At 68.9% G+C, this 12567-nt stretch carries 16 protein-coding genes; 5 read left to right on the plus strand and 11 right to left on the minus strand.

The features are described 5' to 3' along the window. The 3 genes from HOV77_RS03580 to pyrR all read right to left on the minus strand — a co-directional run. Positions 1–1218 (minus strand): dihydroorotase (locus HOV77_RS03580; protein ID WP_290857490.1); only part of this gene is annotated, 1218 nt, incomplete at its 3' end. Then, on the minus strand, positions 1215–2135 hold the full coding sequence (locus HOV77_RS03585; protein WP_290857492.1) for an aspartate carbamoyltransferase catalytic subunit: 921 nt from the start codon (positions 2133–2135) through the stop codon (positions 1215–1217). The genes HOV77_RS03580 and HOV77_RS03585, both read right to left, overlap by 4 nt. Position 2136: 1 nt before the next feature. Further along, positions 2137–2682: a bifunctional pyr operon transcriptional regulator/uracil phosphoribosyltransferase PyrR gene (gene pyrR / locus HOV77_RS03590; protein ID WP_290857494.1), complete on the minus strand. Its 546-nt coding sequence runs from the start codon at positions 2680–2682 to the stop codon at positions 2137–2139. A 249-nt stretch (positions 2683–2931) separates the two neighbouring features. Here pyrR and HOV77_RS03595 point away from each other — a divergent pair, with 249 nt between their 5' ends. Beyond that, a complete protein-coding gene (locus HOV77_RS03595; protein ID WP_253762227.1) occupies positions 2932–3429 on the plus strand; it encodes a transcriptional regulator in 498 nt (165 codons plus the stop codon). A 149-nt stretch (positions 3430–3578) separates the two neighbouring features. On the opposite strand, the gene nusB is transcribed toward HOV77_RS03595, so the two are convergent. The 5 genes from nusB to HOV77_RS03620 all read right to left on the minus strand — a co-directional run bounded on the left by nusB (position 3579) and on the right by HOV77_RS03620 (position 6503). Continuing rightward, the gene (nusB, locus tag HOV77_RS03600) at positions 3579–3986 is read right to left on the minus strand and encodes a transcription antitermination factor NusB (RefSeq protein WP_290857830.1); all 408 of its coding nucleotides are present in this window, start codon (positions 3984–3986) and stop codon (positions 3579–3581) included. Positions 3987–4009: 23 nt separating this feature from the next. Next, a complete protein-coding gene (gene efp, locus HOV77_RS03605; protein WP_290857498.1) occupies positions 4010–4567 on the minus strand; it encodes an elongation factor P in 558 nt (185 codons plus the stop codon). 64 nt (positions 4568–4631) lie between these two features. Further along, a complete protein-coding gene (aroQ, locus tag HOV77_RS03610) occupies positions 4632–5087 on the minus strand; it encodes a type II 3-dehydroquinate dehydratase (protein ID WP_290857500.1) in 456 nt (151 codons plus the stop codon). Then, on the minus strand, positions 5084–6151 hold the full coding sequence (gene aroB, locus HOV77_RS03615; protein WP_290857502.1) for a 3-dehydroquinate synthase: 1068 nt from the start codon (positions 6149–6151) through the stop codon (positions 5084–5086). Before aroB ends, aroQ begins: the two co-directional genes overlap by 4 nt. 37 nt (positions 6152–6188) lie before the next feature. Continuing rightward, positions 6189–6503, minus strand: a complete 315-nt coding sequence (locus tag HOV77_RS03620) for a hypothetical protein (RefSeq protein ID WP_290857505.1) — start codon at positions 6501–6503, stop codon at positions 6189–6191. Here HOV77_RS03620 and HOV77_RS03625 point away from each other — a divergent pair. Further along, positions 6496–6801: a hypothetical protein gene (locus tag HOV77_RS03625; protein WP_290857507.1), complete on the plus strand. Its 306-nt coding sequence runs from the start codon at positions 6496–6498 to the stop codon at positions 6799–6801. The two genes, HOV77_RS03620 and HOV77_RS03625, sit on opposite strands and share 8 nt — an antisense overlap. A 23-nt stretch (positions 6802–6824) precedes the next feature. On the opposite strand, the gene HOV77_RS03630 is transcribed toward HOV77_RS03625, so the two are convergent. The 3 genes from HOV77_RS03630 to HOV77_RS03640 form a co-directional block, all read right to left on the minus strand. Beyond that, positions 6825–7331: a shikimate kinase gene (locus HOV77_RS03630; RefSeq protein ID WP_290857513.1), complete on the minus strand. Its 507-nt coding sequence runs from the start codon at positions 7329–7331 to the stop codon at positions 6825–6827. Further along, entirely contained in the window at positions 7328–8506 is a 1179-nt protein-coding gene (aroC, locus tag HOV77_RS03635) for a chorismate synthase (protein ID WP_290857520.1), read from the minus strand. The genes HOV77_RS03630 and aroC overlap by 4 nt, the downstream gene beginning before the upstream one ends. Before the next feature lie 336 nt (positions 8507–8842). Further along, complete coding sequence (locus HOV77_RS03640) at positions 8843–9151, minus strand: hypothetical protein (protein ID WP_290857523.1); 309 nt, start codon at positions 9149–9151, stop codon at positions 8843–8845. 25 nt (positions 9152–9176) lie between these two features. Between HOV77_RS03640 and HOV77_RS03645 the strand changes: the two genes are divergently transcribed. The 3 genes from HOV77_RS03645 to HOV77_RS03655 are packed head-to-tail and all read left to right on the plus strand — an operon-like array spanning position 9177 to position 12326. Next, entirely contained in the window at positions 9177–9785 is a 609-nt protein-coding gene (locus HOV77_RS03645) for a class I SAM-dependent methyltransferase (RefSeq protein WP_290857525.1), read from the plus strand. A gap of 36 nt (positions 9786–9821) precedes the next feature. After that, on the plus strand, positions 9822–11069 hold the full coding sequence (locus tag HOV77_RS03650) for an MFS transporter (protein ID WP_290857527.1): 1248 nt from the start codon (positions 9822–9824) through the stop codon (positions 11067–11069). A 36-nt stretch (positions 11070–11105) separates the two neighbouring features. Next, the gene (locus HOV77_RS03655; protein ID WP_290857530.1) at positions 11106–12326 is read left to right on the plus strand and encodes a multidrug effflux MFS transporter; all 1221 of its coding nucleotides are present in this window, start codon (positions 11106–11108) and stop codon (positions 12324–12326) included. The last annotated feature ends 241 nt before the right edge of the window (positions 12327–12567 follow it).

Consider the following 12567-nt stretch of genomic DNA (forward strand, 5'->3'; position numbering starts at 1 on the left):
CTCCATCCCCGCGTACGGGGTGTTGGCGCTGAGGCTGGCGAGCGCGGCCGGATCGACGGTGAACCGGGCCTGCGGATCGATCAAAGTGAAGGTCGCCGGGGAACCCGGGACCGGGGTATGGCCGTGCTCGTCGAGCCCGGCGATGCGGGCCGGCGTACGCGACATGCGGTCGGCGATGCCGTCCCAGCCCAACTCGTCACCGACCGTGTGCAGCACGATGGGCAGCGCCGTCTCCAGGCCGAGCATGCCCGGCCGGGCGTACGCCCACTCGCATTCCTTGTCGTGCGCGGCGTGCGGGGCGTGGTCGGTGGCGACGACGTCGATCGTGCCGTCGATCAGCCCCCGGCGGAGTGCCTGCACATCGGTGTCGGTCCGCAGCGGCGGGTTGACCTTGAACACGGGGTCGTAGGGGGCGGTGCCGTCGATCGCACCGCCGACCGCCTCGTCGGTCAGCAGCAGGTGATGCGGCGTTACTTCGGCGGTGACGCGTACGCCCCGGGCCTTGGCCTGCCGGATGATGTCGACGCTGCCCGCCGTCGAGACATGGCAGACGTGCAACCGAGCTCCCGTATGCGCAGCGAGCAGCACGTCGCGGGCGATGATCGCCTCTTCGGCGACCGACGGCCAGCCGGTCAATCCGAGGCGGGCGGAGACGTCGCCCTCGTGCATCTGCGCGCCCTGGGTGAGCCGGGGCTCCTCGGCGTGCTGAGCGATGACGCCGTCGAACGCCTTCACGTACTCCAGGGCCCGCCGCATGAGCCGGGGGTCGTGCACGCACATGCCGTCGTCGGAGAAGATCCGGACGTTGGCCGCCGAGTCGGCCATCGCGCCGAGCTCGGCCAGCTGCTCGCCGCCGAGGCCGACCGTGACCGCGCCGATCGGCTGGACGTCGACCAGTCCGGCCTCGCGGCCCAGCCGCCAGACCTGTTCGACGACGCCGGCGGTGTCGGCGACCGGGCTGGTGTTGGCCATGGCGCACACCGCGGTGTATCCGCCGAGCGCGGCCGCCCGCGAGCCGGTCAGCACCGTCTCGGCGTCCTCCCGGCCCGGTTCACGCAGGTGGGTATGCAGATCGACCAGCCCGGGCAGGGCGATCAGCCCGGCGCCGTCCATGACCTCCTCGGTGCCGTCGGCGCTCTCGGCGATGACGCCGTCGCGGACGACCAGGTCGACGGGAGCACCGCCCAGCACGCTGATGTTGCGGATCAGGTAGCTCACGAACGACCTCCAAGCAGCAAGTACAGACAGGCCATCCGAACGGAGACGCCGTTGGCGACCTGTTCGACGATGGTGGAGCGGGGCGAGTCGGCCACCTCGGGCGCGATCTCGACGCCGCGGTTCATCGGGCCGGGGTGCATGACGATCGCGTGGTCCGGCATCCGGCGCAGCCGGGCGCTGTCGAGCCCGTAGCGCTTGTAGTACTCGTGCGACGAGGGGAAGAACGCGGCGTTCATCCGCTCCTTCTGGACGCGCAGCATCATCACCACGTCGGCGTCGGGCAGCACCGAGTCGAAGTCGTAGCTGACCCGCAGGCTCGGCGTGAGGTTGGCGAACGCGGGCGGCACCAGCGTCGGCGGGCCGACCAGCGTCACCTTCGCGCCCAGCGTGTGCAGCAGCAGCGCGTTCGATCGGGCCACCCGGCTGTGCAGGACGTCGCCGACGACCGCCACGTTGAGTCCCTCGACCTTGCCCATGCGGGAGCGCATCGTGTACGTGTCGAGCAGCGCCTGGGTGGGGTGCTCGTGCGTACCGTCACCGGCGTTGAGGACGCTGCCGTGCACCCAGTGGGTGAGCCGGTGCGGCGCGCCCGAAGCGGGATGCCGGATGACCACCGCGTCGGCGCCCATGGCCTGCAACGTCCAGGCGGTGTCCTTGAGCGACTCGCCCTTCTCGACGCTGGAGCCCTTGGCCGAGAAGTTCACGACGTCGGCCGACAGCCGCTTCGCGGCCACCTCGAAAGAGGTCCGGGTACGCGTGCTGTCCTCGTAGAAGAGGTTGACCACCGTGCGGCCCCGCAACGTGGGCAGCTTCTTGACCTCCCGGCCCGCGACGGTCGCCATCTCGGCGGCGATGTCGTGGATCTGGGTGGCGGTCGCGGCGTCGAGATCGGCCGCGGAGAGCAGATGCTTGATCACTTCACGCCTCCGTCGTTTCGCCGGTCAGCCGGACTTCGTCCACGCCGTCGACCTCGCTGAGCAGCACCTTGACCTGCTCGACGAGGGAGGTGGGGATGTTCTTGCCGACGTAGTCGGCCCGGATCGGCAGCTGGCGGTGGCCCCGGTCGACGAGGACGGCCAGCTGGACCGCCGCCGGGCGGCCGAGATCACTGATCGCGTCGAGCGCCGCCCGCACCGTACGCCCGGAGTAGAGCACGTCGTCGACGAGGATCACCTTGCCGCCGTCGATGCCACCGCTGGGCAGCTCCGTCCGGCCGACCGCACGGGTGGACTGCCGCCCGAGGTCGTCGCGGTAGAGCGTGATGTCGAGCGTGCCGACGGGGAGTTTCACCTGCTCGAAAGCGTTGATGCGGTCGGCCAGCCGATGGGCCAGCGGTACGCCGCGAGTGGCTACGCCGAGCAAGACGACGTCGCTCGCGCCCTGGGTCTTCTCCAGGATCTGATGAGCGATTCTGTCGAGAACGCGGTGAATGTCCGCTTCTGAGAGAATGACTTTGTAGGCCAACAGGGACCCCCTTCCCCGCCTCACGGGACGGGATTAAAGAGTGTCTGCAGAGATCTCACCGACCCTATCAAGGCGTACGTGAGCAGCCAATGTGAGGGTCGTCCCGCCGATTCAGGCAGGCCCGGGGAGACCGTTCGGCCCATGCGCGTACCAACAAGTGGGCTAGCAGCACTTGACCACAGCGCGTAACCGACGTACCGTCACGCTGCGTAACGATCACTCGTGGATCAGCACTGTGGGAGGGTCTGAATGTCGACGGAATACTCCAGGTCACTGGGTGCCCGGCTGCGCTCGATCCGCACTCAGCAGGGCCTCTCCCTGCAGGGCGTGGAGGAGAAGTCGAACGGCCGCTGGAAGGCCGTGGTGGTCGGCTCCTACGAGCGGGGCGACCGCGCGGTGACCGTCTCGCGCCTCGCCGAGCTGGCCGATTTCTACCGGGTCCCGGTCTCGGAGCTGCTCCCCGACGGTGCCGAGGTCAAGCAGAGCGAGGAGCGCGCCACCAAGATCGTTCTCGACCTCGAGAAGCTCTACGAGTCCTCGAACGAGGAGCTCGGCTACGTCGCCCGGTACGCCCGCGCGATCCAGCAGCAGCGCGGCGACTACAACGGCCGCATCCTGTCGATCCGCGCGGACGACATGCGAGCGCTGGCGATCATGTACGACAAGTCGCCGTCGGAGTTCACCGACCGCCTCGCCGAACTCGGCGTCCTCGTCCCGGACCCGCGAGCCTTCTTCGCAGGTAGCTGACCTGAAAATCGGCCGCCATTTGGCCCCTGGCTGCGTTGCTCGACACCTCGTTGGCCCGAGCCAACGTCGGCGTCGTGCGCCTTGCCAGATGACCAAATGGCGGCCGTTTTCTTACCTAGAGTTAGAAATAGACCCAGCAAGCCCCGCCGTTAATGGGCATAGTCGGCTATGCGGCCGAGAATTCCGTTGAGGAACCTGGGTGAATCGTCGGTGGAGAGCTCTTTCGCTAGCTCTACTGCTTCGGTGATCGCTACCGGGTCGTCGACGTCTTCGACGTAGAGCAGCTCGTAGACGGCGATCCGGGCGAGGTTGCGGTCGACGACCGGCATACGGTCGATCGTCCAGCCCTCCGCGTAGCTCGCGATCAGCTCGTCGATTCGGTCGAGGTGGGCGGCGACGCCCTCCACCAGCGACACGGCGTACGGCAGGTGCTCCGGGCGTGGAAATTCCAGGCGCTCGACATACTCCGACAGCGTCTTGGCGATGTTGCGGTCGCGCAGGTCGGCCTCGTAGAGGACGTCCAGAGCCCGCTTGCGCGCCTTGCGGCGAGCGGGCATCTGCGACTTCGGCGCCTCAGCCATCAGGAACGGCCCAGGTAACGCCCGTCGCGGGTGTCGACCTTGATCTTCTCGCCGGTGGTGATGAACAGCGGAACCTGGACGGTCGCGCCGGTCTCGATGGTGGCCGGCTTGGTGCCGCCGGTCGAGCGGTCGCCCTGCAGGCCGGGCTCGGTGTAGGTGACCTCGACCATGACCGACGTCGGGAGCTCGACGTACAGCGGGGCGCCCTCGTGGGTGGCGACGACCACCTCGGCCTCGGGCAGCAGGTAGTTGGCGTTGTCGCCCACGGTCGCACCGTTGACGTGGATCTGGTCGTAGGTGTCCAGATCCATGAAGACGTAGTCCTCGCCGTCGGCGTACAGGTACTGCATCGAACGCTTGTCGACGTTGGCGGTCTCGACCTTGGTGCCCGCGTTGAAGGTCTTGTCGACGACCTTGCCCGAGAGCACGTGCTTGAGGGTCGTCCGCACGAACGCGGGGCCCTTACCAGGCTTGACGTGCTGGAACTCGACCACGGCCCACAGCTCGTTGTCGAGGTTGAGCACCATGCCGTTCTTGAGGTCGTTCGTGCTGGCCACTGGAAAAGCTCCCGGGTATGCGAAATTGATAACGAACAAGCCGGACCAGTTTACCGGCCGGTCATCAGGCTGCTGGAGCCGAGGTGTCGGTGATCACCCGCGACAGGTGGGACAGCGCGAGCCGGTAACCGTCGACGCCGAGCCCGGCGATGACGCCCGTGGCCACGGCCGAGATCACCGAGTGGTGCCGGAACTCCTCGCGCGCGTGGATGTTCGAGATGTGCACCTCGACGAGGGGTGCCTTGAGCATGGCGCAGGCGTCGCGGAGGGCGTACGAGTAGTGGCTCCACGCCGCCGAGTTGAGCACCACCGGAACGGCCTCGTCCGCGGCGGCGTGCAGCCAGTGGATCATCTCGGATTCGTCGTCGGTCTGCCGGCACTCGACCTCGAGACCGAGCCGCTCACCCTCGGCGACGCACATCTTGACCAGGTCTTCGTAGCTGGTCACGCCGTAGATCAGGGTCTGCCGGGTACCCAGACGGCCCAGGTTCACCCCGTTGAAGACATAAACCTTCGTCACCGTACAAGCTCCTCGTAGGCGGCGCGTAGCAGCGCCTCGTCCTCGATCGGCACGGTCACCGGCTTCGCGACCTCGTCCAGCAGGACGAACCGCAGCGCGGCGCCACGCGCCTTCTTGTCCACGCGCATCGCGGGCAGCAGTTGCTCCCAGGCGTCCGCGCGATAGGTCACCGGCAACTCCAGCTCGGTCAGGATGCGCCGGGTCCAGTCCACCACGTCGACCCGGCCGGTACGCCGGGACAGCAGCGCGGCGTACACCATCCCGACCGCGACGGCGTGCCCGTGCGGCCAGGTGTAGCCCTCGACCCGTTCGATGGCGTGCCCGAGGGTGTGCCCGTAGTTGAGGATCTCGCGGCGGCCCTGTTCGGTCAGGTCCTCGGCGACGACCTCGGCCTTGACGCGTACCTTCCGCTCGATCAGCTCGCGCAGCACGGGCCCGGCGGGGTCGATCGCGGCCGAAAGGCCGGCCTCGAACAGGTCGAGGATCACCGGGTCGGCGATGAACCCGCCCTTGACCACCTCGGCGAGTCCGGCACGCAGCTGATCCGCGGGGAGGGTGTCGAGGGCGGACAGCTCGCACAGCACCCCGGCCGGTGGATGGAACGCGCCGACGAGGTTCTTCCCGGCGGCGACGTTGATCCCGGTCTTGCCCCCGATCGCGGCGTCGACCATGCCGTTGATGCTCGTCGACATCGGAATCCAGGCGACGCCGCGCAGCCAGCAGGCGGCCACGTAGCCGGCGAGGTCGGTCGCCGCTCCCCCGCCGACGCCGACGATGACGTCGGAGCGGGTGAAGCCGGCCGCACCGAGGGCATCCCAGCACAATTGCGCGGTCGCGAGCGACTTGCCCGACTCCGCGTCGGGGATCTCGACGGGCAGTACGCTCAGCCCGGCGTCGATCAGCGAGTGCGCTGCGTGCTGGGCGTAATGCTCGACCGAACGCGTGAAGATCACCGCAGCCCGAGTCGCCTTCCCGGTCAGCCGGGGCAGTTCATCGTGCAGCCCACGTCCCACGAACACGTCGTAGGGCTTCGGTCCGCCAACTGGAATGGCTGTCGTCTCCATCGTGGTCAGCGTATCGGATCACATGATCGTCAAGCTTTCACCGGTGGCCTTGTCTCATCCTCCGGATCGTCTTAGCGTGTGCCGCTGTGCGTCGGATCTTGTCAGTCTGGGTCGTGGTCATCGTGGCTCTCGCCGGTGCCGCAGCCTGCGGTCCCGAAGAACCCGTGACGGTTGCCCAGAGCACCCCGACGGTCGGCGCGGGCAGCAGTTCGTCTCCGTCGGCCAGCGCCGTCCCGACGAATTCGCCGACATCCAGCCCAGCCGCCAGCGGTTCGCCGAAGCCCACGAAATCGCCGAGCGCCGTCCGCACGACCACGAAGCCGCCGTCGCCGAAGCCCAAGCTCGTGATCAAGTCGGTCAAGCTGGCCGCCGCGTTCTCCGGTTCGACGTTCAACGTCACGGTCACCATTCAGACCACCGGTTACGGCTCCAGCTCGACCACGCTCATCATCAGCGGCATCGGCAGCGGCGGGGCCGGCCTGCAGCGGAACATCAGCGTCACCGGGACCGGCTCGAACACCTTCGTGAAGAAGTATTCATACGTTCCGCCGTGGTGCTCCGGCGGGGGCGGCGCCACGACCGCCTTCGCCGACATCCTGCCGGACTCCGGCTGGCCGAGCCCGGGCCTGGTCGAGAAGCCCTGCCCCTGACGGAGACGTCCGCCGGACACGCGTCAGCGGCCGAGCGCCCCGGCGAGTTCGGCGGCGATCTCGGCCGGCTCGCGGCCGTCGGTCTTCACCGTGATCGTCGCGACCTCTTCATAGAGCGGACGCCGTTGGTCCAGCAGGTACTTCAGGGTGGCCCGGGGATTCAGCTCCAGCAGCGGCCGGCCCTGGCCGAGCCCGATCCGGTGGACCGCGTCGGGGAGTTCGACGCTCAGATAGACGACGGTGTGCCCGGCCAGCAGCGCTCGCGTGGGCTCGGCCAGGATCGCCCCGCCGCCCAGGGACACCACGCCCTCGTGCTCAGCGAGCGCCGCGGCGACAGCAGCCCGTTCAAGCGTCCGGAAATGGTCCTCGCCGTCGTCGACGAAGATGTCGGAGATCGGCTTGCCGGCGCTCGCCACGATGTCGGCGTCGACGTCCCGGAACCGTACGCCCAGCGCCTCGGCGAGCAGCTCGCCGACGGTGGTCTTGCCGCTGCCGGGTGCGCCGACGAGCACCGCGACCGGGCGGCTCATCGGATCACCAGGTTCGCCAGGTAGCCGTCGAGGTTACGGCGGATCTCGGCGATCGAGTCCCCGCCGAACTTCTCCAGTGCCGCCTCGGCCAGCACCAATGCGACCATCGCCTCGGCGACCACGGCCGCGGCCGGCACCGCGCATACATCGGAACGCTGGTTGATCGCCGTCGCGGATTCGCCGGTCGTGACGTCGATCGTGTTCAGCGCCCGGTTGAGCGAGGAGATGGGCTTCATCGCCGCGCGTACGCGCATCGGCTGACCGTTGGTGATGCCGCCCTCGAGGCCACCGGCGTGATCGGTGTTGCGCAGTACGCCGTCCGGGCTCGGGAAGATCTCGTCGTGGGCCACCGAACCCCGTGAACGGGCCTGCATCCAGGCGTCGCCGATCTCGACGCCCTTGATCGCCTGGATCGACATCAGGGCGGCGGCCAGCCGGGCGTCGAGCTTGCGATCCCACTGTGTGTGACTGCCGAGGCCCGGCGGCACTCCGTACGCCAGCACCTCGACCACTCCGCCGAGCGTATCGGCGTCTTTCTTCGCCGCATCGACCTCGGCAACCATCGCCGCGCTCGCCTCCGGATCGAGGCAGCGCAACGGATCGGCGTCGATCCGCTCGGCGTCGGCCGGCACCGGCACCAGCCCCGGCTTGGCGGCGACCGATCCCAGCTCGACGACGTGCGAGACGATCTCGATGCCGAGTCCCTGGTGCAGCAGCGCCTTGGCGACCGCACCCACAGCGACTCGGGCCGCCGTCTCGCGGGCACTAGCGCGCTCCAGGATCGGCCGGGCGTCGACGTGCCCGTACTTCTGCATCCCGGCCAGGTCGGCGTGTCCCGGGCGCGGCCGGGTCAGCGGCGCGTTGCGGGCCTGCGCGGCGAGCAGCTCCGAGTCGACCGGGTCGGCCGCCATCACCGTCTCCCACTTGGGCCACTCGGAGTTGCCCACGATGATCGACACCGGGCTGCCGAGCGTCACCCCGTGCCGGACACCGCCGGTCACGGTGACGACGTCCTGCTCGAACGCCATCCGGGCGCCCCGGCCATACCCGAGCCGCCGCCGGGCCAGGTCCCGGCCGATGACGGCGCTCGTGATCTCGATTCCGGCGGGCAGGCCGTCGAGCACGGCGGTCAGCGACGGCCCGTGCGACTCTCCTGCGGTCAACCAACGCAACACCTGATCAGTCTGTCACGCGCTGTCGGCGGCCTCTGTCACGCCGTGCCTCGCGTCTCACATGCTGCCTCTCTTCCCGTTGATCATGAACCTCGAGCCTGTTGGCAAAGCGCGAGTGGCCATGACCGTCGGTTCCCGACAGTTTGGCGGATCGCGTACAGACGATCGTCGGCGTCCGACGTTCTTGGCGGAGATCAACGGAGAAAATGTGGGGTCATGGCACCGCGAATCTTCCACTGATCATGACCGCCCATGATCATGTTGGTCCCTCCGAGATTGATCATGGTTCTAGGGGGTGCGACACGCCGCCCGGTGGGACCTTAGGTTCATGATCAACGGTCAGGTGCGGTCGCGGAGGTACGCGAGCGCCTCGGCGAGTGTTTCGAAGACCTGGTCGTAGCCCGCATGGAAGTACTCGGGCTCGGTGATGACCGTGACGCCCCACTGCGACCGGTCGGCCATTCCGTCGAGGACGGCGACCCGGTTGTGGCGGTATATCGTCACGGCGATCGCACCGGTCGGATAGTCCAGCACGTCGACCGCGACGTCACCGAGGAACTCGATGACGAGTCGATGCAGCCGTTGCAGCTCCACGGCGTCCACCCGGCCTCCCACCAGCATCGTCACCCGCACGGAGAGCGGCAACATTAACGCCGGGCGTACCCTCCACGCCATGGCAGATGCGGTGTCCGTTACCCGATCGACGTATGACGAGATCGCCACCGGCTTCGCCCGGGCGCAGGCCGAGGGCTATCCGGAGCTGGCGGACGACCTGAACTGGCTGGCAAGTCGGATATCTGGCGATTCGCGGGTGGCTGACGTCGGCTGCGGACCCGGCCGCGATCTGGGTCTGTTGCGGGCGATGGGCTTCCGCGCGGTCGGGCTGGACCTTTCGGCCGAGATGCTGCGGGCCGGCGGGCGTACCGGAGTGGCCCAGGCCGACATGCGTACGCTGCCGCTGCGGGACGGCTCCCTCGACGGGCTGTGGTGCCAGGCGGCGTTGTTGCACATCCCGCATGCCGATGTCCCCGGCGTACTGGCCGAGTTCGCCCGGGTCGTCCGGCCGGGTGGAGCGGTGCACCTCGTGGTCGCCGAGGGCGACAGCGAGGGCTGGGAACGCCATGGCTACGGCGGCGACGGGCTGCGGTGGTTCGCGTACCACCGGCTCGAGTCGCTCTCCGTGTTGATGGCGGAGGCGGGGCTGACCGTAGTCGAGGCGGCGCACCGGTCGCATCACCGGGCGTGGCTGGGCGTACGCGCAGTTGCGGCTCGGTCAAACTAGTTTGATCACGGTCGGCGAAAACAGCAGGATGACGGCGTGACCACCGCCGACGCCGCCCCGCCGAGTTCGCCGAGTTATCGCGACCTGTTCGCGTACCCCCGCTATCTGACCTTCTGGCTCGGCCAGGTGACCAGCGTCGTCGGGAGTTCCGTCTCGCTGATCGCATTGCCCGCGCTCGTCCTGCCGGCTCGGGGTGCGACCGCGTTCGGTCTGGTCATCGCGGCCCAGGCGCTGGCCGGGGTGCTGCTGTTGCTGTTCGGCGGGGTGATCGCCGACCGCTACTCCCGCAGCATGGTCATGGCGATCTCGGACGCCATCTGCGTGGTCGGGGTGGCCGGGTTCCTCGCGTTCGCCCAGTCCGGGCCGCTCGCGCTGCTCATGGCGGCCGCCTGCCTGGTCGGCGTCGGCGGCGCGATCTACCAGCCCGCGCACCGGGCAGCCATGCCGCAGGTGGTTCCGGCGGAACTGCTGCAGAAGGCGAACGCACTCGAATCGGCTACCAAGCGGCTGGGCGCGGCCGGCGGCGCGCTGCTCGGCGGCGTACTGATCGCCACGGTCGGGGCCCGCGGCGCGTTCGCCGTCGACCTCGCCACCTACGCCGTCAGCCTGGTGACGCTGCTCTGGCTGCGGCTGCCCGCCCTGCGTACGGGGGACGTGACACCGGGCGTGCGCGCCGTGCTCGCCGAGGCGCGCGACGGCGTCCAGGAGGTACGCCGCCGCCCCTGGGCCCTGGTGATCATGATCCAGGGGACGTTGCAGGTGTTCTTCCTGTTCGCCCCGAACTACGCCCTAGTCCCGATCGTCAGCCAGCAACGGTGGGGGCCGGAGGCGTACGGATGGCTGTCCGCCTCCGCCTCGATCGGCATGATGCTGGGCTCGGCGGTCGCCGGGAAGATCCGCACGAAACGTCCCGGGTTGTGGGCGATGAACGCGCTGATGCCGTGCGCGATCCTGCCGCTGTGCCTCACACTGCCGGTGTCGCTGCCGCTGTGGTGCGGGGTCGAGGTGCTGGCCTGGGCCGGCATCGGCGTCTTCTTCGTGCTCTGGTTCACCGCGCTGCAGACGGAGTTCCCGGCCGAAGTCCACGGCCGGGTCTTCTCGCTGGAGTCCATCGGCAACTTCGCTCTCCAGCCGATCGCGATCGCGGTCGCGCCGCTGCTCGCCTCGACCATCGGCATGGGCGCTTTCGTGGCCGTCGCCGTCTTCGTGATGGTCGCCTCGACGTACGGCGTCTTCCTGGTGCGTGGCGTCACCCAGTTGCGCTCGCCCGAACGTGTCGTGTGACGACCGCTACTGTCTGCGTATCAAGAAATGGAAAGCGTGAGTGACGCGTTGGCCGAGCATGTGAGCGAGCGTTTGCGGCCCGGCCTGCTGGTGACCGTCCTAGCCGGACAGAGCGCGGTCGGGGCGTTCTCCTTCGACATGTACCTGCCGGCTTTCCCCGCGATCGCCGACGACCTGGCGGTGGCCCCGGCCCAGGTGCAGCTCACGCTGACCGCGGCGCTGGTGGGGCTCGGGATCGGGCAGCTGCTCGGCGGGCCGATCTCGGACCGATTCGGCCGCCGCGGACCTGCACTAGTGGGCACGGCGATGTTCGCGATCAGCTCGCTGCTCATCGCGTTCGCGCCCAGCATCCCGGTCCTGGTGGCGCTGCGGCTGCTCCAGGGCGTCGGCGGCGGGTTCGGGACGGCGATCTCGCGGGCGGTCGTCCGTGACCTGTACTCGGGCGCCGAAGCCTCCCGCTACCTGTCGCGCATCCTGCTCGTCTTCGGCGTCGCGCCGGTCGTCGCACCGACCGTGGGCGCGGCGGTCCTGCGGTTCACCAGCTGGCGGGGCATCTTCGTGGTGCTCGCGGCTTATGGCGTGCTGCTCGGCGTCGCGATCCTCCGCTTCCTGCCGGAGACCCTGCCCGCCGCGGTACGCCGGACGGGCGGGCTGACGACGGTGCTGCGCGGCTTCGGCCGGCTCGCCACCGATCGCCGCTACCTGGGGTACTCGCTGGCGGGCGGACTCAGCTTCGCCGGGCTATTCGCGTACCTGTCGGGCAGCTCGTTCGTGTTGCAGGACGTCTTCGGAGTGTCGCCGCAGACCTACGGGCTGATCTTCGGGCTCAACGCGATCGCCCTGGTCACCGCCGGGCAGATCTCGGCCCGGATCGTCGGCCGCCGTACGCCCCGCGCCCTGCTCTTCATCGCGCTGTTCATCGGGCTGGGAGCGACCGCCGTGCTGCTGGCCGGGGCGGAGACGGGCAGCCTGCCGCTGGTCATGCTGACGCTGTTCCTGTTCATCGGCAGCCTCGGCATGGTGTTTCCGAACAGCACCGCGCTCGCGCTCGACCAGCACCCGGAGATGGCCGGGACCGCCGCCGCCTTCATGGGCGCTACGCAGTCCGCCATCAGCGCTTTCGCTGGGCCGCTCGTCGCGGGTCTGGGCGCGGCCAGCGGCGTTCCCATGGCCGCTGTCATGCTCGGCTTCGCCCTCGCCTCGCTTGTCGTCGTCTCGCTGCTGACTCGGGAGCAGCTTCGGCCTGTCGCCGCCTGACGGCCCGGGGGTTTTCCGCGGTTCTCCGGGGCTTTCCGCGGTTCTCCGGGGCCTTCCGCGCGATCATGAACTTTCGGGCATGATCGGCCGGCGTGTCGCGTCCGTAGCACCCTGATCGACTCCCCAACTCCCTGATCGACAAGGAACTCGATCATGAGCTGTCGGCCCGGCCTCCTCGGCGGATGGCGTACGGGGATCGATCAGGAATGGAGAAGCACGGTCCACCCCGAGCACGTAGCGT

The organism is Hamadaea sp. (assembly GCF_013362815.1).
Classification (GTDB): Bacteria; Actinomycetota; Actinomycetes; order Mycobacteriales; family Micromonosporaceae; genus Hamadaea.

Excerpts from the sequence above, each read along its gene's own strand:
- HOV77_RS03595 (WP_253762227.1), top strand. The coding sequence starts at position 2,932 with ATGTCGACGGAATACTCCAGGTCACTGGGTGCCCGGCTGCGCTCGATC.
- nusB (WP_290857830.1), bottom strand. The coding sequence starts at position 3,986 with ATGCCCGCTCGCCGCAAGGCGCGCAAGCGGGCTCTGGACGTCCTCTAC.
- aroB (WP_290857502.1), bottom strand. The coding sequence starts at position 6,151 with ATGGAGACGACAGCCATTCCAGTTGGCGGACCGAAGCCCTACGACGTG.
- HOV77_RS03630 (WP_290857513.1), bottom strand. The coding sequence starts at position 7,331 with ATGAGCCGCCCGGTCGCGGTGCTCGTCGGCGCACCCGGCAGCGGCAAG.
- HOV77_RS03640 (WP_290857523.1), bottom strand. The coding sequence starts at position 9,151 with ATGTTGCCGCTCTCCGTGCGGGTGACGATGCTGGTGGGAGGCCGGGTG.
- HOV77_RS03645 (WP_290857525.1), top strand. The coding sequence starts at position 9,177 with ATGGCAGATGCGGTGTCCGTTACCCGATCGACGTATGACGAGATCGCC.